20 protein-coding genes are annotated in these 21,563 nt (G+C 53.8%); 11 read left to right on the top strand and 9 right to left on the bottom strand.

The annotated features are described in order from the left end of the window. Positions 1-134 precede the first annotated feature (134 nt). A complete protein-coding gene (locus HP435_RS20800; protein ID WP_122963892.1) occupies positions 135-677 on the top strand; it encodes a nitroreductase family protein in 543 nt (180 codons plus the stop codon). An 83-nt stretch (positions 678-760) separates the two neighbouring features. On the opposite strand, the gene HP435_RS20795 is transcribed toward HP435_RS20800, so the two are convergent. Then, the gene (locus HP435_RS20795) at positions 761-2,188 is read right to left on the bottom strand and encodes a pyridoxal phosphate-dependent decarboxylase family protein (protein ID WP_229049724.1); all 1,428 of its coding nucleotides are present in this window, start codon (positions 2,186-2,188) and stop codon (positions 761-763) included. Between the two features lie 91 nt (positions 2,189-2,279). Between HP435_RS20795 and HP435_RS20790 the strand changes: the two genes are divergently transcribed. Beyond that, positions 2,280-3,746, top strand: coding sequence for an aminotransferase-like domain-containing protein (locus HP435_RS20790; RefSeq protein WP_173599092.1), 1,467 nt, complete (start codon positions 2,280-2,282; stop codon positions 3,744-3,746). Positions 3,747-3,782: 36 nt separating this feature from the next. On the opposite strand, the gene HP435_RS20785 is transcribed toward HP435_RS20790, so the two are convergent. The 5 genes from HP435_RS20785 to HP435_RS20765 all read right to left on the bottom strand — a co-directional run bounded on the left by HP435_RS20785 (position 3,783) and on the right by HP435_RS20765 (position 7,901). After that, the gene (locus tag HP435_RS20785) at positions 3,783-4,154 is read right to left on the bottom strand and encodes a YybH family protein (RefSeq protein WP_122963894.1); all 372 of its coding nucleotides are present in this window, start codon (positions 4,152-4,154) and stop codon (positions 3,783-3,785) included. 576 nt (positions 4,155-4,730) lie between these two features. Further along, the gene (locus HP435_RS20780) at positions 4,731-5,468 is read right to left on the bottom strand and encodes an amino acid ABC transporter ATP-binding protein (protein WP_122963895.1); all 738 of its coding nucleotides are present in this window, start codon (positions 5,466-5,468) and stop codon (positions 4,731-4,733) included. Between the two features lie 17 nt (positions 5,469-5,485). Beyond that, entirely contained in the window at positions 5,486-6,181 is a 696-nt protein-coding gene (locus HP435_RS20775) for an amino acid ABC transporter permease (RefSeq protein ID WP_122963896.1), read from the bottom strand. Continuing rightward, positions 6,168-7,004, bottom strand: a complete 837-nt coding sequence (locus tag HP435_RS20770) for an amino acid ABC transporter substrate-binding protein (RefSeq protein WP_173596836.1) — start codon at positions 7,002-7,004, stop codon at positions 6,168-6,170. Before HP435_RS20770 ends, HP435_RS20775 begins: the two co-directional genes overlap by 14 nt. A gap of 78 nt (positions 7,005-7,082) precedes the next feature. Next, on the bottom strand, positions 7,083-7,901 hold the full coding sequence (locus HP435_RS20765) for an amino acid ABC transporter substrate-binding protein (protein ID WP_122963898.1): 819 nt from the start codon (positions 7,899-7,901) through the stop codon (positions 7,083-7,085). A gap of 322 nt (positions 7,902-8,223) precedes the next feature. Between HP435_RS20765 and HP435_RS20760 the strand changes: the two genes are divergently transcribed. The 4 genes from HP435_RS20760 to abc-f all read left to right on the top strand — a co-directional run bounded on the left by HP435_RS20760 (position 8,224) and on the right by abc-f (position 12,918). Continuing rightward, positions 8,224-8,625, top strand: coding sequence for a hypothetical protein (locus HP435_RS20760; RefSeq protein WP_122963899.1), 402 nt, complete (start codon positions 8,224-8,226; stop codon positions 8,623-8,625). A gap of 15 nt (positions 8,626-8,640) precedes the next feature. Then, the gene (locus tag HP435_RS20755) at positions 8,641-9,579 is read left to right on the top strand and encodes an AEC family transporter (protein ID WP_122963900.1); all 939 of its coding nucleotides are present in this window, start codon (positions 8,641-8,643) and stop codon (positions 9,577-9,579) included. A 149-nt stretch (positions 9,580-9,728) separates the two neighbouring features. After that, positions 9,729-10,520, top strand: a complete 792-nt coding sequence (locus tag HP435_RS20750; protein ID WP_173599093.1) for a stalk domain-containing protein — start codon at positions 9,729-9,731, stop codon at positions 10,518-10,520. Positions 10,521-10,977: 457 nt separating this feature from the next. Beyond that, positions 10,978-12,918, top strand: coding sequence for a ribosomal protection-like ABC-F family protein (gene abc-f / locus HP435_RS20745; RefSeq protein ID WP_173599094.1), 1,941 nt, complete (start codon positions 10,978-10,980; stop codon positions 12,916-12,918). Positions 12,919-13,122: 204 nt separating this feature from the next. Here abc-f and HP435_RS20740 read toward each other — a convergent pair whose 3' ends face one another. After that, positions 13,123-14,298 (bottom strand): MFS transporter, encoded by a 1,176-nt coding sequence (locus HP435_RS20740; protein ID WP_122963903.1) that lies wholly within the window; start codon positions 14,296-14,298, stop codon positions 13,123-13,125. 186 nt (positions 14,299-14,484) lie between these two features. Between HP435_RS20740 and HP435_RS20735 the strand changes: the two genes are divergently transcribed. The 3 genes from HP435_RS20735 (at position 14,485) to HP435_RS20725 (ending at position 15,920) form a co-directional block, all read left to right on the top strand. After that, complete coding sequence (locus HP435_RS20735) at positions 14,485-14,883, top strand: hypothetical protein (RefSeq protein ID WP_063228007.1); 399 nt, start codon at positions 14,485-14,487, stop codon at positions 14,881-14,883. Continuing rightward, positions 14,880-15,086, top strand: coding sequence for a YqgQ family protein (locus tag HP435_RS20730; RefSeq protein ID WP_063228008.1), 207 nt, complete (start codon positions 14,880-14,882; stop codon positions 15,084-15,086). Before HP435_RS20735 ends, HP435_RS20730 begins: the two co-directional genes overlap by 4 nt. Before the next feature lie 201 nt (positions 15,087-15,287). Further along, positions 15,288-15,920 (top strand): DedA family protein, encoded by a 633-nt coding sequence (locus tag HP435_RS20725; protein WP_229049723.1) that lies wholly within the window; start codon positions 15,288-15,290, stop codon positions 15,918-15,920. A gap of 33 nt (positions 15,921-15,953) precedes the next feature. Here the strand turns inward: HP435_RS20725 and HP435_RS20720 are convergent, their stop codons facing one another. After that, on the bottom strand, positions 15,954-16,412 hold the full coding sequence (locus HP435_RS20720) for an NUDIX hydrolase (RefSeq protein ID WP_173596840.1): 459 nt from the start codon (positions 16,410-16,412) through the stop codon (positions 15,954-15,956). Positions 16,413-16,427: 15 nt separating this feature from the next. Then, positions 16,428-16,583, bottom strand: a complete 156-nt coding sequence (locus HP435_RS20715) for a hypothetical protein (protein ID WP_167470275.1) — start codon at positions 16,581-16,583, stop codon at positions 16,428-16,430. A 129-nt stretch (positions 16,584-16,712) separates the two neighbouring features. On the opposite strand from HP435_RS20715, the gene tkt reads away from it, so the two are divergent. Both tkt and HP435_RS20705 read left to right on the top strand, forming a co-directional pair. Beyond that, positions 16,713-18,719 (top strand): transketolase, encoded by a 2,007-nt coding sequence (gene tkt, locus HP435_RS20710; protein WP_122963906.1) that lies wholly within the window; start codon positions 16,713-16,715, stop codon positions 18,717-18,719. A gap of 169 nt (positions 18,720-18,888) precedes the next feature. Continuing rightward, entirely contained in the window at positions 18,889-21,468 is a 2,580-nt protein-coding gene (locus HP435_RS20705; RefSeq protein ID WP_173599095.1) for a transglycosylase domain-containing protein, read from the top strand. Positions 21,469-21,563: the final 95 nt, after the last annotated feature.

The following is a 21,563-nucleotide window of genomic DNA, read 5'->3' as shown; positions in this document are numbered from 1 at the left end:
CAACCTTGCTTCCCGAAAAGCAAAGTGCAGCCAACATGCTTTTCCCCTTGCTTTTCTCCCAGCCAAACGATAACATATGATACTGATAACCATTATCAGGATATAATTATGTCCGTCCAAAGAAGGTGAACGATGTGTCCATTGCCAAAGTCATTCGCGAGCGCCGCTCGATTAAAAAGGCTTATAAACCGGATGCCGTACCCGAACAACTCGTACTGGAACTGTTGAATGATGCTGTATACGCACCGAATCACGGTTTGCGCGAGCCATGGCGCTTCTTGTTTGTGCCGACGGAGAACAAGGCCGCTTTTGTAGAGAAACTGATTACAGCCTATCCGGCCGAATCGCACGAGGCGCGCAGAGAAATGTACAACCAGCCGGCTGCTTACCTGATCGTCATTATGAAGGAAGACCCGCGCCAAAAACAGTGGGAGGAAGATTTCAGCGCCGTTTGCGCGTTGATTCAAAACTTTCAGCTGTTGGCCTGGGAGCGCGATTTGGGCGTTGTCTGGAAAACGAACGCGCACAACTGGGACCCGAAGGCTCACCAGCTGCTGGGCGTTGCGCCAGGCGAGAAAATCGTCGGCTTTTTGCACCTGGGCTTTTTCGACCAGGAAGACGTGCCGGAAGCTCGTCCGCGGACGAGAGCAGAAGAAAAGTTTACAAGATTTGAATAGCAGCAGCTATCTTCCTGTTCAGCAAAAGACGTGCAAAGCGAGGCCCACACAGGGTCTCGCTTTTTTGCATGCTGACGAAGCAGTCACCCTTCCCGCGAATATCCGGCAAAACTATCGCACAACGCTTGCCAGATCACGTCCACATCTTGGCCCACTGTTCGCCAGTTGCTGAAGGCGGCTCGAATTGCCGGGCTTCCTTGATAGTTCGTCGGGGTCATGAACACACGCCCATCCCGACTGAGCTGGCCGAGAAACCGAGTGATGTCATTCATAGTCAGTGGTTCTTCCGCACGCGTTTTCCTTTTCAACGAAAAGCACACGATATTCAGCCTGACGGGCGCGAGCAGTTCGAAGCTGTCGCTGCCCGCGATTTTTTCGCCCAACAGCCGGGCTGCCTCGGCGTTTGACTCCACGATTTCTTTGTACCCAGCGCGTCCGTAAGCCTGCAAGCTGAACCAGGCGGGGAGGGCGCGGAAACGCCGGGAGTTTTCCGGAGTGAGATGAGCAAATTCGGGTTGGGCGATTGCGCTGCCCAAATACGCGGCGTTATTTTGGAAAACGTCTACCTGGAGCGACTTGTGCCGCGTGTACTGCATGGCGGAGTCGTACGGGACATTGAGCCATTTGTGCGCGTCGATGGTGATGGAGTCAGCGTGCTCCAAGCCGTTTACGAGGTGGCTGAAGCGAGGGGAGCATGCCGCGAACCCGCCAAAAGCAGCGTCGACGTGTAGCCAGAAAGCATAGTCGCTTTTCAGCCGGGCGATAGCCGCAAGATCGTCGTAGTCGACCGTGTTGACGGTTCCGGCATTGGCTACGACCACGCACGGCTCGTTGCGATGTTCCTCCAAAAAAGCGCGCAGCGCAGCGATGTCGATTGCTTCCCGGTTCGGCTGGCACGGGATCAAGTGCACGCTTTTTCTGCCGATGCCGAGCATGGAGAGAGATTTATAGATGCTGGAATGCGGAGCGCCACTGGCGATTTTGAGCGGAGGCAACTGGTACAGGCCATCGTTTGCCACGTCCACCCCTTGCTTGCGGGCAGCCCACTGCCTGGCTTGGGCCAGACCAACGAAATTCGCCATCGTCGCGCCGCTGACAAATGCTCCGCTGAAATCGTCCGGGAGCAGGAACAGCTCTCTGAGCATGGCGATCGTCTCCAGCTCCACGTAACCTGCGATCGAATCGGAAATCCCGGACAGGTTCTGGTCGTAAACGCTGACGAGCCAGTCGCCCGCGATGGAAGCCGGGGTCGCCCCGCCTGTGACGAATCCGAGGTAACGCGGCCCGGCGCTTGCGCTCAACTTTTTCGCATACAGCTGCTGAAACCGTTCCAATGCCTGCAAGCCCCCGCGGCCATCTGACGGCAACGACTCCACCGCTTCCGTTTTCGCTTGCGCAGCGACTGGCCGCTCTTCCAGTCCGGCAAAAAACTGGAGCGATTCCTGCACCACCCGATTCAAAAGGGCCGCCAAATCCTGCTGATCTGCTTGCATTTTGCTGACCATTGCCATCCACTCCCTCATCTTTTCTTCCAGTAAAGCAAACCGTTGTTATAACAGTACAGCTTGTGGTAAAACAGTTGGTAAGAAAGAGGGGGAACGGATGCATATTTTATTGGACAAAACCGGGAAAGAATCGTTGACCGTCCAAATCGCCCAAGCCGTGATCGAACGGATCAGCTCTGGGATGTACGAGGCGGGCGAGCTGTTGCCGTCTGTGCGCAAGCTGGCAAAAGAAATCGGGGTCAGCGTGTTGACGGTCATTCGCGCCTATAAAATCGTCGAGGAAAAAGGCTATGCCGTGACGCTGCATGGCAAGGGAACATACGTCAGGCGGCTGGAAAAAGCGGCTCCACCCGCTGCCAGTCACGACTACGAGTGGCAAGAGTCGTATTACGATTACGTGGGAAGGTCGATTTTCGGGCAGCAGACGCCGCGCGGGAGCCGCCTGCTTTTTCCTTTTCACTCTGCGACCTTGTCAAAAGAAGAGCACCTTCCGTTCGAAGCGCTGCAAAAGGCAACCGCTTTGGCAGCGCGTGATCCGCATACTTTTGCCGAATATTCCTCTCCACTCGGCGATCTGCCGCTGCGCGAGCATTTGGCGCATGCTTTTCAGCAAAGAGGCATACGCGTTACGGAAAGCGAGCTGATGGTGACGACGGGATGCCAGCAAGGGATTGACCTCGTGGCTCGCACCTTCGCAGGGCCGGGCGACATCGTCATGGTGGAATCTCCGACGTACCCTGCTGCTTTGGATGCGTTTCGCTCGCGCGGGGCGACGATTTTGCCGATTCCTTGCGACAGCAGCGGAATCCGCATCGATCTGCTGACACGGATGTTCGACCAGCGCCCGCCCAAGCTGATCTACGTGATTCCGACCGGGCAAAATCCAACCGGAAAAATCATGAGCGAGCAGACGCGGAGAAGTTTGCTTGCGCTGGCTGAAAGTTTTCACTGCCTGATCGTCGAGGATGATCCGTGGTCAGAGCTGCATTACACGGCAACCATACCGCCAAGCATTTGCAGCATGGATCAAAACGGGCATGTCATCTATTTGAAAGGCTACAGCAAAGTGATTGCGCCTGGCTTGCGCATCGGCTGTCTGGTTGCCAGAGGGTCTGTCTTTTTGCGGCTGGCCAATGTCAAAGCGATCGCCGATTTGGCGACGCCGCTGTTCAATCAGCGCAGCTTCTATCATTTGTTGCAAAACGTCTCAGACGAGCGTTACTTCGAGTCGGTTTGCGCCAAGATGAAGCGAAAAAAAGAGCGGGTGGACAAGCTTTTGCGGCAGCATGGCGGAGCTGCGCTCACATGGGAAGCGCCGCAGGCTGGCCCTAATTTTTGGCTGCAAACGAGTGCGAATACAGAGGCGCTGTCGCTTCTCGCCAAGCCGCACGGTCTGTCTTTTTTGCCGGGGGCAGCCTGTTTTACCGATTTGTCAGGAGGCGGGCACATCCGGATCGGCTTCGGCTCGGTCCCGGACGACAAGCTGGAGGAAGGCATTGCGCTTTTGTGCAGACTGATCGAAAAACAAGGAAAGGAACTGTACGAACCGGATGCGTTGTCATAAACCATCCTGCTCCTGGCAGTTCCTCTCTCCGGTCTTTTATTTAGGCTGATTGCTCAGATGCTCGTGAATCAGCTTCCAGTCGCCGTCTGCCGTCTTCGTGAACACGTTGGTGGCGCGGCCGCTTCCGGTGACGAACTGGCCGTTGTAGTAGCCCTCGTACTGGTACGTGTACAGACAGGTCGCACAATGCTGGTCTACCGCGATCCATTGCACATCGACAGCGGAATACACTTCTTCCTTGATCACATTCCAGGCGTTCTCGAAGTAACGGCCGATTTCTTCAAGCGATGTGCAGGTCTTGTCCGAGAACCAGTAGACGGCATGTGGGTGCAAGACTTTTTCCACCTGGGAAAAGTCGTGTGTGTTCGTAGCGGCGATGTACTGTTCAAGCGCTTTTTGATAACCCATGGCGAAAATGACCTCCACAACAAAATTCAGGGAATTGTTCAACTATTATGTATTGTAGCGGATTTGGGAAAGGGGCACCAGCCCGCGAAAAAGCCACGAAAAAAAGCCCGCCCGATCTAGAAGGGGGCTATTCGGGCGGTAATGGAGGACGTAATGTCCATCGTAGGGTCTGACAATACCATCATAGACCGGACATGTTAAGGGAGAGTAGAGCCAGCATGAAGCATTTGTTAATTTTAGGCGAAAAGCGGGCGAGAAGGGCAAGCACCCGTTTTTTTTATTTTGCGAGTCAACTAGACAGGCATCCATGCGGACAGAGTTAGGTTGTCATAAGCTGAAAGGAAGCGCTGGCTTCTTTGCGAGTTTACGAGGCCAGTTTTGCTTGATGACGTGAGAAGAGAGGAGAGAAAAGCCATGGGATGCAGGCGCGGTGGTGGTTTCGGCTTCGGAGGTGGCGGGTTTTTTTGGATCATCCTCATCATTCTTCTGGTCACTTCTTTCTGGGATGACTAAGCACGGATAGACGTTAGCAAAAAAGACTCTGCCCGCTTTACTGCGCTGGCAGAGTCTTTTGCTTTACGCTTTCAGGTGCTGCAAAAACTGGCGAGTGCGCTCCTCGCGCGGCTGGGCGAACAGCTTGGCAGGAGTGTCGCGCTCCACGATTACGCCCTGATCCATGAAAATGACTTCGTCCGCCACCTCGCGGGCAAATCCCATCTCATGCGTGACGACGACCATCGTCATGCCTTCCTGGGCCAGCTCCTTCATGACCTTCAATACTTCGCCGACCAGCTCGGGATCGAGGGCGGAAGTCGGCTCGTCGAACAGCATGACTTGCGGGTCCATCGCCAGGGCGCGGGCGATTCCCACGCGCTGCTGCTGGCCGCCGGAGAGCTGCGCCGGGTAATGATCCAGCTTGTCTCCGAGACCTACTTTGGACAACAGCTTGGCTGCTTTCGCCCGCGCGCTGTCCTTGTCTGCCTTTTTGACAGTCACGGGACCTTCCATGACGTTTTCCAGCGCGGTCATATGCGGGAATAGATTGTAGCTTTGAAACACCATGCCTGTCTGTTTGCGCAGTCGGGGGATGCTTGAACGATCAACCTTTTGCGAAAAGTCGAGCTTGACTTCGCCGATCTGCACGCTGCCGCTGGTCGGTACTTCCAGTGCGTTCAGGCAGCGCAGCAGCGTCGTTTTCCCGGAGCCGGAAGGGCCGATGATGACGACGACCTTGCCTTTTTCCACCGTCAGCGAAATTCCTTTTAACACTTGCAAGTTGTGAAACTGTTTATGCAAATCCGTGATGGTAATCATCTGCGTTCACCTGCTTTTTAGACGTAGCGGTCCAGCTTGTTTTCGATCCGGTCTTGAATAAAGGAAAGGACAAAGCAAATCATCCAGTAGATGAGCGCGGCTTCCGAGTAGACAAGCAACGGTTCATAGGTCGAGGCGACGATTTCCTGTGCTTTGCGAAACATCTCGGGAACGAGAATGGCCGCGGCGAGTGACGTATCCTTGACCAGACTGATAAACGAGTTGGACAGAGGGGGAACCGAAACGCGCGCTGCCTGCGGCAACACGACCCGGCGCAACGCTTGCCAGTACGTCATCCCGAGAGAGTAGGCGGCTTCCCACTGTCCTTTGTGAATGGACAGAATCGCGGCGCGCACGACCTCGGAGGAATAGGCGCCGACGCTGAGCGAGAAGCCGATGACGGCCGAAGGAAACGGATCGATCATGATTCCTACGCTCGGCAAACCGAAGAAAATGATGAAAAGCTGCACCAACAGCGGCGTTCCACGGATGAGCGATACATAAAAACGGGCAAGGCCAACCAGCGGCTTGATGCCGGACAGGCGGGCCAATGCGGTCAAAACAGCGAGAATCAGGCCAAAGAAAAAGGAAACGATGGCAAGCGTCAAAGAATAGAGCAAGGCTCCTTTCAGCAGAGGCAGAAAGGAGCTTTGCGCGATATCGATCCATCGGTTCAGGCGTTCCGGGTTGTCAAAGAAGTTACTTAGAAACATCTGCACCAAACCATTTCTCGGAAATTTTTGCGAGCGTACCGTCTTTCGTCATGTCATCCAGCGCTTTGTTGAACGCTTCAACCAGCTCTGTGCTGCCTTTGCGGAAGAGGAACCCGTTTGTCGCTACATTCGGATCTTTGGCGACGATCTTGATTGGCGTATCAGGCTTTTGCTTCAGGAAGTCAAGCAAGGAAAGACCGTCGTTGATCGTAATGTCGACGCGCTTGGAAGTCAAAAGGTCGATCGCCTGGTTGAAACCCTCTACTCCGACGATTTCCGCTCCGTTTTTCTTCGCGATGTCGGTGAGGTTGCTCGTCAGCGTTTGCGCTGCTTTCAAGCCTTTAATATCTTCAAAGCCTTTTACCGTCGTGTTGTCCTTGTGAGTGACGAGCACTGCTGTCGATACGGTATACGGATTGGAGAAGTCGTATTTTTCCTGGCGGTCAGGGCGGATTCCGACCTGATTCGCTACGACATCAAAGCGCTTGGAATCCAGTCCCGCGAACATGGCGTCCCACTGTGTCTCCTGGAACACTGGCTCAACGCCAAGGCGCTTGGCGACTTCGGTTACGACTTCGACGTCATATCCGGTCAGCTTGCCGGATTGATCGTGAAAGGTGAAGGGGGAGTAAGTACCCTCGGTACCAATCAAAATTTTTCCGTCCGCTTTGACTTTTTCCAGCAAGTTTTGCTCTTTTTTCTCTTCGCTGGCAGCTGGAGCAGGCGAAGCGTTGTTTTGTGGCGCCTGAGAGGAAGAGGAGCCGCAACCGGCCAAGGCGACCAGCAAAGCAGATGTGAGAACGGAAAACAATAGTTTTTTCATAAATGAAACCCCCACTAAACCGATATGATTTTTATTAGGAACATACTAAAAGGGACAGACAATTTTGTCAATGAATGTTTACTTCGTGATATCTTCGCTGAACCATTTTTCCGAAATCGCCTTCAACGTGCCGTCTTTTTTCATCTCATCCAGCACCTTGTCAATCTCGGCGACCAGTTCTGTGCTGCCTTTGCGGAACAGGAAGGCGGTTGGCTGGCCTTTGTCGTTTTTAGTGACGATTTGGATTGGCGTATCCGGTTTTTGTTTCAAAAAGTCGAGCACGGACAAGTTGTCGTTGATAGCGACATCGACGCGTTTTTGCGCGATCAGGTCAATCGCCTGGTTGAAGTTGTCGACAGCGACGATCTCTGCCCCGTTCGAGCGGGCGAGGTCTGCGTAGTTGCTGGTCATGGATTGCCCGGCTTTCAAGCCTTTGATGTCTGCAAAACTTTTTAGCGTCGTATTGTCTTTGTGCGCGACGAGAACAGCGCGCGAGATCGTGTACGGCTGGGAAAAATCGTATTTTTCCTGACGGTCAGGGCGTATCCCTACCTGGTTGGCAACCACGTCAAAGCGCTTGGAATCCAGACCCGCAAACATGGCGTCCCATTGCGTTTCCTGGAAAACAGGCTCCACACCGAGCCGCTTGGCAACCTCGCTTACGACCTCCACGTCGTATCCGGTCAGTTTGCCGGACTGATCGTGGTATGTAAACGGCGAGTAAGTGCCTTCTGTCCCGATGACGAGCTTTTTCTCCGCTTTGACTTTTTCCAGCAAGCTTTGCGAAGCAGCTGGCGGTGTAGCGCTATCGGTTTGGGAAGGGGCGCCAGAGCTGCTGCAACCAACGATTCCTACCAACAGACAAGAGAGCAAAGTAGAGAAAACGACTTTTTTCATGATGATTAAATCCCCTTTATGCTGATCGAATTTCATGGATTCATAGTAGTAGCCTCATCGGTCTTTGTCAATCATAAAAATATTTATTCCGATTTGTTTACTATGAATTTCTTGGTCTGCAAACGGTTCCTTTCTCAGGATTCTCCAATTGCCCTATCGCTATGTGCAGGAGCGTCAGAGGGCTTGCAAGTAGTGGTTGAGGTTGTGGGGGCAGATAGCGTACAATAAGTACGACCTTGGGCGTTTGCCCATTTTTTCGGACGAAACATCTTGATGCTTTGGGACAAAGACAACCATGAATGGATAAAAGGAGTCAATCAGCATGTTAAACGACTGGCGTATGTATACCGATGGCAGTGGAACGGAGCAGAAGCATGTAGCCTGGCACGAAGTATTGAAGGAAATCGCGCAGTTGAATGGCGAGAATCGCACGCTGGTGCATGCCGCATACGGTGACCACGTGGATTTGGTGGTGGCTGGCGGCAACAACGGCAAAGTGCTTGTCCAGTGGAAAGAGCACGAGCCAGGCGAGCAGCATTTTGTGCTGACGAATGGCGAGCAGAACGCGGTGATGGCATCGCTCGTGATTGAAGGCAGCGAAGCGGTGTTCCCGCTCTCCTGGTGCGTTCCGCTCGAACAAGCTGTTCCGCTTTGCGGGGATGTTTTGCGGACATGCGATAAAGGCGAGCCGGCAAATTTGCAATGGCTCCCGATCGAAATGTAAGCGGGGGACGGTGCGATGGAATTTCAGACGTTGCAGCAATCCGTACTCATCATGGCCGTCATCATCGGCATTGGTAGCCTGATCGGTTACCGACAGCCGTTGACGGCCGATTCGCGGCAGCTCGTCATTACGATCATTATCAACGTGGCGATGCCCTGCATCATTTTGGACGGGATTTTTCAAACCCAGATCGATAACCAGCTTTTGGTGCAAATTTTTGCAATATTCGTCATTTCGATTGTGTTGAACTGTTTGGGCATCCTGCTCGGCTGGGCAGGAGCGAGGACATTGCCGTTGCCTGCCAAAAAGCGCAGGGAAATCGCGATCTTGTCTGGCCTCGGCAACACGGGCTTTATCGGTCTGCCGCTGTGCGCAGCGCTGTTCGGGCCAAAAGGTGCGCTCCTGGCTGCCATTTTTGACGCTGGCGTCGACGTCGTGCTGTGGACAGTCGGGGTCATGATGCTCCAGGAAAAAGGCTCGTTTTCGCTCAAAGGGCTGAAAACGCTGATCAACATCCCGATGATTGCCATCGTGTTCGGGCTTGGTTCCGCGCTGATCGGCTTTGCCCCGCCTGAGCCAGTCAAGCACCTGTTTGGCACGCTGGCCAAACTGGCTTCGCCGCTCGCCATGATGTATATCGGGATGCTGCTCCCGCTGTTTTTGCGCAGCAAGCCGCAAGTATCATTGCCGCTGCTTGGCATGCCGCTTGCTTTCAAGCTGTTTGTCTTTCCGCTTTTGACGGCGCTGCTGCTCTCCGTGTTTTCGCTGGACAGCGATATCGTCAGTGTGACATTGGTACAGGTGGCCATGCCGACTTTGACGCTCGCCTCGATTTTGTTTGGACGCTACAAGGCAGATGAGGAAATGGGCGCGATGACGACCGTCTTTTCGACGTTGCTGGCGCTTTTGACGATTCCGGCTGTTGTGCTGATGAGCAACTGGCTGTTGCACTAATTTGTTTTTTCCATGGACAACCGGTCTGCTTTCTGGTCAGGCCGGTTGTTCTTTTTGTGGCAAGAGCACTGAAACGAATAAGACCTGAGGTAAGTCTAACAAGATAGAAGATAGAATGAATCCCGGCAAAAAGGAATGGAGGAACGAAGATGAACAAAAAAGCATGGCTGATTGCAGCCCTCAGCCTCCAGCTTGTGTCCGTCTACTCGGTGGCGGCAGCGACAAGCGGGAGCCAAGTACAGACAGCAACGATTTCCGTAGATGGAAAAGCGGCGGCTTTGCAAAAACAGGCCGTTTTGCATCAGCAAAAAACGTACGTACTGGCCCAAGATGCAGCGAGCATCCTGAAAGCAAAGTGGACGCTGCAAGGACAAACAGGGCAGATGAAAGTCGGCAACCATACGATCGCCTACCAGCTGGATTCCGGAGCGGTGACGGTTGACGGCAAGGCGGTTCAAGGTGGCGAAGCAGCGCTGCTTCGCGGCAAAGACGTGTATGTGCCGCTGAGGTGGCTAGTGGAGCAGGCAGGCCAAAAGATTGCCTGGAATGCGGAGAAAAGGGCGGTGGAGATTGTGTCATCCGGACAAAATGATTCGTTCGTCCTCGTGGATGAAAAGCAGTTGACCGAAGCAGAGCAGGAGTTCGTCGAGTCCGTCAAAGGCAAGCAAGGCATTCACCAACAGGGAGACTTGTACGTGATCGCGCGCGGCCAATCTCCTCACCCCGGTTACGGCCTGCAAGTCACGAAGGTGCAGCAGAGCTGGGAGCAGCTTTTGGTCTACGTGAAATTGACGGAGCCAGTTCCAGGGATGATGTATCCGCAAGTGATCACCTATCCGTACTTGACGGCAAAAGTGAAGCTCCCGCCGTACAACACGATTGTGTTCATCGATGCCGATACGAACAAACCTTTGTTTGAAGGGGCGCAAAGCAACCAATAAGTAGCCGTTTCTTTTGCTGACTGCCCCTTGTTTTTCGCTCGCAGCTGTACTATGATGGTGGATAAGATTTACCTAATCCTTGGGAATGGAGGTGTGTGTACGTGTTCGGAACCGTTCAGGCGTGGTTTGTGGTAGAAACTTCCAGTATGACGCATGATTTTTCTTTCAACGGGATCAGTCTGCCCATTTTTGCGCATACAACTGAACGAAGTTTCCATAGGCGTACCATGCATCGACCAGGGACGGTTTGTTCTTGTCAATAATGGGTGACTGATTCGGGCAGCATTTTTGGCTGACGATATCTTCCCCTCGCGATGCCGCAGGTAATGGCCTGCGGCTTTTTTGCGTCCATTTTTGCCTTTTGGCAGACAGATGGCATATGGGGGCAAAAATCGCCGGGGCCGGCCAGGAAAGACCATTATGTTGAACCGTACCACATACCAGGGAGGAAAAAATCATGATTATCGTCGCAACTACTCAATTACAAAAATCGTACGGAGCCGATCCGGTTTTGCAAGATATTACGTTGGAAATAAAAGCGGGCGAGCGGGTAGGAATCGTCGGCCCAAACGGTGCGGGCAAGACGACCTTGTTCAAACTGCTGGCAGGCATCGAAAGTCCGGACTCAGGCGAGCTGTACCGGGCAAAAGGAACGGTGTGGGCGTATTTGCCGCAATCCCCGCAGTATCCGCAGGAGTGGACGGGGCGAGATGTGGTGGCGAGCGCTTTTGCTGAAGTTCGCCACATTCAGGAGCAGATGCGCGAGCTGGAAAGCCAGATGGCGCTGCTCTACGAGGACGAAGCGGCGTTGAATCGGCTGATGCAGCGTTACCAGAAGTTGCAAGACGAATTTGAGCAGCAGGATGGCTACCAGTGGGAGACGCGCATGACTCAGGTCGTGCAAGGATTGGGAGTAAGCGAAGAGCTGCTCGCTACGCCGTTTGCCCAACTGAGCGGAGGGGAGAAAACGAAGGCGGGGCTTGCCAAGCTTTTGTGCCAAAAGAGCGATGTCCTGCTGCTGGATGAGCCGACGAACCATCTGGACGTGGAGTCGATGGAGTGGCTGGAGCAATTTTTGCAGAGCTATCCGGGAACGGTGCTGATTATTTCCCACGACCGTTATTTCCTGGATGCAGTCGTTACTTCTGTCTACCATGTGGACGGCGGGGAAGCGGAGTTTTACATCGGAAACTACAGCGCCTTTGCCACCGAGCGGGAGGAGCGTTTGCTGCGGCAGTTTGCCGCCTACCAGGAGCAGCAGAAAAAGATCAAAAAAATGAAAGAGACAATCAAGCGGCTAAAAGAGTGGGGCAATCGCTCCAACCCGCCAAACGAGGCGTTTCACCGTCGGGCGAAAAGCATGGAAAAAGCGTTGGCCCGGATCGAACGCATCGAGCGGCCGAAAATGGAAGCGGACCGGATGGGGCTGCAATTCAAAAAGACAGACCGCAGCGGCCAGGACGTGCTGATCGTAACAGACGTGCACAAGACGTACGGCGGAAAGCAGCTGTTTGCAGACGCCAGCTTGCTGCTTCGTTTCGGGGAGCGCAAAGCACTGCTCGGGCCAAACGGCTGCGGGAAGTCCACGTTGATCCGCATGCTTTTGGGAGAGACAGAGCCGGATGCAGGCAGGCTCGCAATCGGCAGCAGCGTCAAAGTCGGCTATCTCTCGCAGCAAGCGTTGGAAGGGGATCAAAACCAGCGGCTGATCGAAGCGTTCCGCGATGTCGCGAAAGTGACGGAAGCAGAGGCGAGACATTTGCTGGCGAAGTTTCTGTTTTACGGCGAGCATGTGTTCAAAAAGGTCAGCCAGCTGAGCGGTGGCGAGCGAATGCGTTTGCGCCTGGCCCAGTTGATGCATCAGGACATCAACCTGCTCATTCTCGACGAACCGACGAACCATCTCGATATTGAAGCGCGGGAAACGCTGGAGGAAGCGCTCGCCGATTTCCACGGCTCGCTGTTTATTGTTTCCCACGACCGCTATTTTCTGCAAAAAATGGTAGACGGCGTTTTCTGGGTGGAAGACAAGCGGATCGTGCATGACGTAGGCACGTATGAAGAGGCGAGAGCCAAGCAAAAGGAACGTTCGCAGAAGAGGGCGGACAGACTTGCGGGGGAAGCAAAAGCCAAGCCAGCAGCAAAGCCAAAGCCGCCAGAGCCTAAGCGGGAAGTGGTAGCCACAGAAGCAGCGCCAAAACGCCCGAACACTTACAAGCTGTCTGAGCTGGAACAGCGAATTGCCAAGCTGGAAGAGAAAAAGGCGAGCTTGACCGGGCTGCTTTCCCAAGCAGAGACGGACTATCAGCAACTGGCTGCGTGGCAAACAGAAATCGAGCACGTCCAGCAAGAAATCGATGACTGCTACGTCGCCTGGGTGAGCATGCAGGAAGTGTAAGGCAGGCGGCAAGTGCGTCGATTTGGAAAAGGTTAGAGACTATGTTCATAAAAAAGGCAGCAACAGTCGTCAATAAGACTGTTGCTGCCTCGCTTTTTGCCTGGCGATGTGACTAGGCTTGAATGATTGGCTCCGGGTTCAGCAGTCCTCACCGACGCCTCAAGATCGAACTTTCGGCTGCTGTTCCAGCTCTCGCCTATGGCTCTAAGCTTGCACCGTCGGCTCCGGGTCCGGCAGTCGCCGATGGCTCAACTGGAACCAGAGCAGAATCAGCACCATCAGGACGCCGCCGAGGAAAAACGGGCCGCTGTGCGAAAAGGTGTAGACGGCGCCGCCAGCCAGCGGGCCGAGAATGCGACCGAGGCTGTCCATCGAGCTGATCGCTCCGCTTGTGATCCCCTGGCCTTCCGTTGTTCGCTGCGTAATCATCGCGGTGGCAGTTGCGCGAATCATGCCTTGGCCCGCGCCGAACAAAGACAGAATCAAAGCGAGTACCCAAAAGTTTCCCGACAGCGGAATGGCGAAAAAGCCGATCCCGTAAAAAATCATCCCCACGGTGAGAATGGCCGCTTCCCCGAACTGCTTGACCAGGCGGCCGATCAAGCCGCCCTGCACACAGGCTGCAATGATGCCCATGACGAGGAACATGTAGCCGAGGTCTTTGGATGTGAAGCCGTACAAGTCATGGATGTACAGGGCAAAAGTCGTTTCCAGACCGGAAAAGGCAAACGACACGACGAACAAAATGCCGTACAAAAGAGACAGGGAGCCAAAGAGCGAGACCAGCGGGTTTTGACTGGCCTCTTTTCGCAGGCTCGTCCGCTTTTCCTTCGGCAAGCTTTCCGGCAACGCATAAAGAATGAAGAAAAACGTCAGCAGCGCGACAAGCCCCGAAGCGTAAAACGGAACGGCAAAGCCGTAGCCGCTGAGCAGGCCGCCTATGACAGGGCCGAATACAAAGCTGAGCCCGATGCCCGCGCCGACGACCCCCATCCCTTTTGCTCGCTCTTCAGTTGGGAGCAAATCGGCAACCATCGCCGTTACAGTCGGCAACGCGGCAGCAGAGACGATTCCGCCCAGAATGCGGTAAACGAGCATTTCCGTATAGCTTTCCGCCATTCCGAACAGGATAAACGTCACGGCAAAGCCGAGTAGCCCGAAAGAAACGAGCGGCTTGCGCCCGATCCGGTCCGAGAGAGTTCCCCAAACGGGTGCAAACAACAGCTGCATAATATTGTAGCTGGCGAACAGAACGCCGATCTGAAAAGAGGTCGCACCCAGTTTTTCTGCAAAAAAGGGAAGGATGGGAATGATAATACCGAATCCGAGCATGGTCAAAAATGCGACGAAGAACAAGAGGGCAAGATGCTTCTTCTTCACAACAAATTACCTCGTTTCACACAAAAATCATCACTATCAGTTGCTTGCATTTTCCACCTTACGTGAACGAACTGTCGAAGTCAAGCGAGTGGCGTGGGCAGCCGTGCACTTCTCGTGCTATAATGGAAAAGAAAGAAGAATCGTTTGGCAAGTTGTCTAGTATATATCCATGAGGTGTTTGTGATCATGTCTACTGCAATGCTGTACTACCTGGCCTGGCATGAAGATGATTGGCTGGATGAGGTTCTCGACCGTTTTCCGGAAGTGAACGCGATGGTGCCTACTGCAAAAACGTTTGAACTGATTGCCGGACAACGGGAGTCAAAGGAAGTGGAACGCGCGGTACTCGTTCTGAATGCGGCACAGGAGCAGGACAGATGCCGCGAATTTTTGCGTCTGTGCCAGGAGCACCCGGAGCTTTCCAAAGATCCGCTCTATCTTGTCGGATTGAAACCGGATGAGGAGGAGGCGTGGAAAGAGGCGTATCCGTATGCGAAGATCATCGTTATTACCGGCTTTGCTGTCGAGTTTGACTACGATGCCGTCCTCGCGAGGATGGAAATCGATCTGGAGGGAGCCTATTGAAAGCCAACCCCAATGATTTCGATTTAAAGGCGTTTCTGCACCGCTTCGGCTTGTTCATCTACACGGGGGACCCGGTGGGGGATCTGTTGCTGATAGAAGACGAAATTCGCGAGTTGTACGAACTGAATGTGATTGAAAAAGAAGAGTTTATGGAGGCCATGTCAGCTGTGCACAGCAAGCGCAAAGCGATGGAAGCCCGATAAACCAGGGACAGGCGTGTTTATCTGCCGTTTTGCGACGCGGCGATGATAAGCGCGTTTTTTGTTTTGTGCGCCTGTTCACACCCGTGCCGCTCTCTTAAGAAATTCTTCAGGATTCCTTTTAGAAAACTTAAGGCATTCTCTCTCTTTTAGAAAGGTTTACCCGCTACGATAGAAGCAGGGAATCGGAGAGGGGGAGCGGCTGTGGAGCAGGCGAGTTTTGCAATCATGTTTCATTCGTTATGGAAACAATTTTTTTGGCAGCTTTTACCCGATGAGATGTCAGTGATCGGCTTTGGCGCACGAATGGCGCATGTGGACACCGGGTTTTTGGTTGTGTATGCAGCGGTGTTTGCGGCTGTGAGCGCGGGAGTGGGGGCTGGCTATCTGGTGAGTGCCTGGCTGGGAGCGCCCGTATTGGCAAAATGGGCAGGCAAGCGTTGGCACAAACACGTCAGGCTCATGGACTGGGAGCAAGAATACATGGGCTGGGTGCTGGCAATCAGCATGTTTATTCCGGTGATTCGCCATATCGTGCCAATCGTCGCGGGCTTGTATCGGATGCCGCTCAGACAGTTTGTAGCTTTCTTTTTACCGAGCACGTTTGTCTGGACGCTGCATTATTTTCTCATGGGCTACTGGTTTGCCGCTGAGCTGGATGTGATGCTTGCAGGCGTGTCTTCCTACAGCAAAATTACGTTGACGACGGTAGCGCTGGCAGCCGCTGTCTACATGGTGATTCGCCAGTACATACGACTGCGTTGCTTTATGCTTCCTGCCGACTCGCAGGAAAGCGGGGATTGCTCTCAACAATTGAAAAAGGAGCCGACTGCCTGAGCGAAGAGCTTGCAGGTACAGTTGGCTCCTTTTTCAATTGGCGGCGTGTGCAGAGGAAGCTTCCCAGCCGAAGCTGTCAAACCACTCATTCCTTCTGTAATTGGAGATGGCTTGTCTCACATAGGGAATCATATTGTCGGGCAGCTTGTCGAGGTCGACCCAAATCAGTTCGTCGCACTTGTCAGGCTCGGCGTTGACGATCTCGCCCTGCCAGTTACGCGCGGCGACGAAAAAGTCGATGCGCTCGTCAAAAGACCGTCTGTGCATGACGCCCGCAAGCGAAAGGTCCGCTGGTGCGAGGTCGATCCCGCACTCTTCCTTGGCCTCGCGAATGGCTGCTGCCTTGACTTCTTCATTGCCGTCCAGATGTCCGGCCGGAACGCTGTAGTTTCCGTCTTCATATCCGGTATTGTAACGGCGAAGCAATAAAATTTCCTGTCCGCGCAGCAAAAACAGGTGCACGGCAACTGGCATCGTAAAGTAGTTTCGCATGACGAGGTTCCTTTCTCAATGCTCTTCGGGACGATGATTTTCGGCCGCTTTTCTGCGCAGTTTTTCCCGGTTTTTCTTCAGGGCAGGGGAACTGCTCATCGCTGCGAACAGCATGCCGAAACCGGCGATGGCCAAAACAATTCCAATGATGAGGTAGAGCGTAGAAGACATTCGAAAAAGACCTCCTTATTCTATGAAAGCAAGCATGAATCTGACTTTGAACTGTGCTATAATGGCACAGTGTGTTTTACCCGATACTAGGTATGATTTTATAGAAAAGCACAGGGAGGATTTCGCGAGATGACTCAGCATACGTCTGTCGATCAGCTATCCATTAACACCATCCGCACGCTGGCTATTGATGCCATCGAAAAAGCAAATTCCGGCCACCCGGGAATGCCGATGGGCGCTGCCCCAATGGCTCATGTTCTGTGGAGCCGTTTCATGAAAGTAAATCCAAGCAATCCGCAATGGATCGACCGCGACCGTTTTGTCTTGTCTGCGGGACATGGCTCTATGCTATTATACTCGATGTTGCATTTGATGAAATACGATGTTTCTCTGGAAGACCTACATAACTTCCGCCAGTGGGGCAGCAAAACGCCTGGCCATCCGGAGTTCGGACATACGGCTGGTGTTGACGCAACGACTGGACCGCTGGGACAAGGGATCGCGATGGCGGTCGGTATGGCCATGGCGGAAAAACATATGGCAGCTGTCTACAACCGCGACAAGTTTGACATCGTGAACCACTACACGTATGTCATCTGCGGTGACGGCGACCTGATGGAGGGCGTATCCAGCGAGGCTTCTTCCCTGGCTGCTCACCTGAAACTGGGCAAAATGATCGTGCTGTACGATTCGAACGATATCTCGCTGGACGGCGAACTGTCCCGCTCGTTCTCGGAAAATGTGGCAGGACGCTACCAAGCGTACGGCTGGCAATATTTGCGCGTAGAAGACGGAAACGATCTGGCAGCGATTGATGCCGCCATCGCTGAAGCGAAAAAAGATCTGGATCGTCCTACGCTGATCGAAGTCAAAACTGTCATCGGCTACGGCAGCCCGAACAAAGGCGGCTCCAGCGCTTCCCACGGCGCACCGCTCGGCAAAGATGAAGTGAAGCTGACAAAAGCAAACTACGAGTGGTCGCATGACCAAGAGTTCCACGTTCCTGCGGAAGTGGCTGATTTCTACGCAGGACTGGCAGAAGCGGGCGAAAAAGCGGAAGCGGCATGGCGTGACCTGTTTGCCGAGTACGCCAAAGCATATCCGGACCTGGCTGCGCAATTCACGACAGCACAGGAAGGCCACCTGCCAGCAGGCTGGGATGCCAACATGCCGGTATACGAAGCAGGGGCGAAGCTGGCAACCCGCGTCGCTTCCGGAAACGCAATCAATGCATTGGCAACATCCGTGCCGTTTTTCCTCGGCGGTTCCGCAGACCTGGCTCACTCCAACAACACGGTGATCAAAGAAGCGGGCAACTTCCTGCCAGGCTCCTACGATGGACGCAACATCTGGTTTGGTGTTCGCGAGTTCGCCATGGGGGCAGCACTCAACGGTATGGCTCTGCACGGTGGGGTAAAAGTATACGGCGGTACGTTCTTCGTCTTCTCTGACTACGTGCGTCCGGCTATCCGCCTGTCTGCTCTGATGAAACAGCCGGTTGTGTACGTGTTCACGCACGACTCCATCGCTGTAGGGGAAGACGGCCCGACTCACGAGCCGATCGAACAATTGGCGTCCTTGCGCGCGATGCCAGGACTGACCATTATGCGTCCGGCTGATGCCGTAGAGACAAACGAAGCTTGGAAATACGCTGTTTCCCGCACAGACGAGCCAGTCGTACTGGTTTTGACTCGCCAAAACTTGCCAGTCTTGCCAGAGACCATCGAGAAAGCGGAAGCAGGCGTGAGCAAAGGGGCATATGTGCTCGCAGACGCTCCAAGCGGCAATCCGCAACTGATCTTGCTCGCTACCGGCTCCGAAGTATCCTTGGTGATGCAAGCGCGTGAAGAGCTGCTCTCCCGCGGAATCGAGGCACGCGTCGTGTCCATGCCAAGCTGGAACCTGTTCGAGCGTCAGCCGCAAGAGTACCGCGATGCGGTCATTCCTCCGACAGTAAAAGCGCGTGTAGCAGTAGAGATGGGCTCTCCTATGGGCTGGGAACGTTATGCTGGAGATGGCGGAAAAGTGATCGCGATCAACCAGTTCGGCGCCTCCGCACCTGGCGACCGCATCATGCGCGAATACGGCTTCACCGTAGAAAATGTAGTGGCTACAGCAGAAGGGCTGCTCAAATAAATTGCCTTTGCTTCATAAGAAAAGCCTATCTCTCACAAGGAGATAGGCTTTTCCAGTGACAAAACCGAAACAGTGTGGAATGATAGACACGTGCCAAAAGGGAGAAACTTTTTTCAAAAGCATCCGTCTATATAAGATGCGGGGGAGAGAGAAAACCAGGAGGTAAGAAATGGCAACAAAGGCCAAGAAGAAAGTCAGGAAGAAAAAGAACAACTTGCTGATGATTGCCGTAGGATTCGCCGTCTTTCTCATCTTGAGCGTCATCGGGGGATACTTTTCCCTGTTGTACGCGGGAGACCGGATGATTGCGGAAAACGAACAGAAGCTGAAAGACTTGAAAGCAGAACCAACGGTCATATATGACAAAAACGGTGAAGAGATGACGAGTCTGATTCGTCAAAAAAACCGTGAATACAAACCGATCAACGAAGTGCCCAAAGTGTTGATTGACGCATTCCTTGCTGTCGAGGACAAACGGTTTTACGAGCACAAAGGCGTCGATATGGTACGGATCGGCGGAGCTATCATCAATGACATTAAAAAAGGTTCATTGGCTGAAGGGGGAAGCACGATCACCCAGCAGCTTGCCAGAAACGTTTTCCTCAACCTGGACCAAACGTTTTGGCGCAAGACCAAAGAGATGAGCATTGCGATCGGACTGGAGCGCCGTTATTCCAAGGATCAGATTTTGGAAATGTATCTCAACCGCGTGTACTTGGGTGAAGGGGAGTTCGGGATCGAGGACGCTTCGAACTACTACTTCGGAATGTCCGTCAGCTCTGATAAATTTACGGTTGCCAAAGCAGCGATGCTCGCAGCAATTCCGAAAGCGCCGACGACGTACTCGCCGTTCAACAACCCAGAGAAGGCGAAGCTGCGGCGCGATACGGTCATTCGCCTGATGTACGAGCAAGGCATTATTACCGAGGCACAAAAAAATGAAGCGCAGGCGGAGGCATTGCCTACCGAGCCGACAGAGACGGCTGGAGCGAGCCTGAAAAAAGGCTACCGCGCTTTCTTCGACCATATGGTGGACGAAGCGGAAGCAAATTACGGCGTGACGGAGGAAGAGTTGTACCGTGGCGGCTGGCACGTCTATACGACCTTCGATCCGAAAGTACAGGATGCGATGATCGCGGAGTACGCCAACGCGAAAAACTTCCCGAAAGACGGCGCAAAACGCGGCGTCGAGTCCGCGATGATTGTCGTGGATGCGAAAAACGGCGGGATCGCCGGAATGATGGGCGGCCGCAATTACGCCGCAAAAGGCTTTAACTACGCGACCGATATGAAGCGTCAGCCAGGTTCCAGCTTCAAGCCGCTGGCGGTGTACGCGCCTGCGGTTGATATGGACGGCAGAAAATGGGGGCCGAACTCTTCCCTCAGCAACAAAAAGCAAAGCTTCAACGGCTATGAGCCGCGCAACTACAACAACAAATACAGCGAAACGGTGAGCATGAACCGCGCCCTGATCGACTCGCTCAACGTGCCTGCTGTTTGGCTGTTAAATGAAATCGGAGTCAATAACGGGCTGGATTACCTGAAAAAATTCGGCGTCGACCTGGCGCCGGAGGACCGCAACCTGGCCATCGCCCTCGGCGGTCTTAGCCAAGGGACGTCTCCGTTGAAAATGGCGCAGGCGTACACGACTTTTGTCAACGGCGGGGTTATGTCGGAAGCGCACACGATTGCCAAAATCGAAAACAAGAGCGAAGGCGTCGTTCGTGAATACGAAGACAAGCAAACGCAAGTGCTTAAGCCGCAGGCGGCGTGGACGGTTCACACGATGCTGGAGCGGGCGGTTCAGGAAGGGACGGGGAAAGCTGCCCGAATCTCTGGCCGTCATGTAGCCGGAAAAACCGGGACGACCCAATCGATTGCCGGAGACAGCGGTGTGAACAAAGACGCCTGGTTTGTCGGCTATACGCCAGAATACGTCGGAGCGGTCTGGATGGGCTTCGATCCCGAGGACAAACAGCATCTGATGCGTCAGGGAAGCAGCTTGACGGCGCAAATGTTTTCCAAAGTGCTCGCAGCAGGTCTGAAGGGCGTGAAGGCGACAGATTTCCAACCGCCAGCAGGTGCCGTCGAAGAACAGCCGGAAGAAGAGACAGTGCAGCCGCTGCAACTGGCAGCAGACCTGACTATGGAAAACAACCAGATGAAAGTAGTCTTGAGCTGGATTGGCGGTTCTCCTGATTACACGTATGACGTCTACCGCGTCAAGCAAAATGACGAGCGCGTGCTGATCGCTTCCGGCTTGAAGGATACGACTTATGTCGATGTGCTGGATGATCCGAACCAGTATCGCTATGTGGTGGTTCCGCGCAACGCCCAGGGCGAGGAGCAGACTCCTTCCCCGATCACCAAGATTAACATGCAAAATCTGGAAAACCTGATTAACGACGGAGAAGAGCACCACGAGGACGGCAACAATCAGGGACAAAATCCGGATGAAAACAATAACGGCAATGGCGACGGCTCTGTGACGATTCCGCCGAATTTCGGCGGCGACAACCAGGGCAACAACAGCAACAACGGCGGCCAGCCGAACGGTCAGAATCCGAATCCGGGCCAGGGCAATACGGGCAACCCGGGAAACCCGGGAAATCCTGGAGAGATTCCGCCTGATATCGCCAATCCGGGAGCCAACCAGCCGGGGGGAGTTTCTGACGGCAGCCAGCAGCCAGTACAGCCTGTAGACGGCGGCCAACAGCAGCCGCCAGCAAATGGAACAACCGGCGGCTGAGCGGCATAGGATAGACAACTCGACAGATTCAGCTATTTGCACATCTTCTTTCGCGTGGTACAATACCAGTAAATCGGGAGACAGGGGGGACAGTC

Origin of the sequence: Brevibacillus sp. HD3.3A, from assembly GCF_013284375.2 — a bacterium.
Classification (GTDB): Bacteria; Bacillota; Bacilli; order Brevibacillales; family Brevibacillaceae; genus Brevibacillus; species Brevibacillus parabrevis.
The sequence above is the reverse complement of the archived record's forward strand: the minus strand, read 5'-3'. Positions and strand labels throughout refer to the sequence as shown.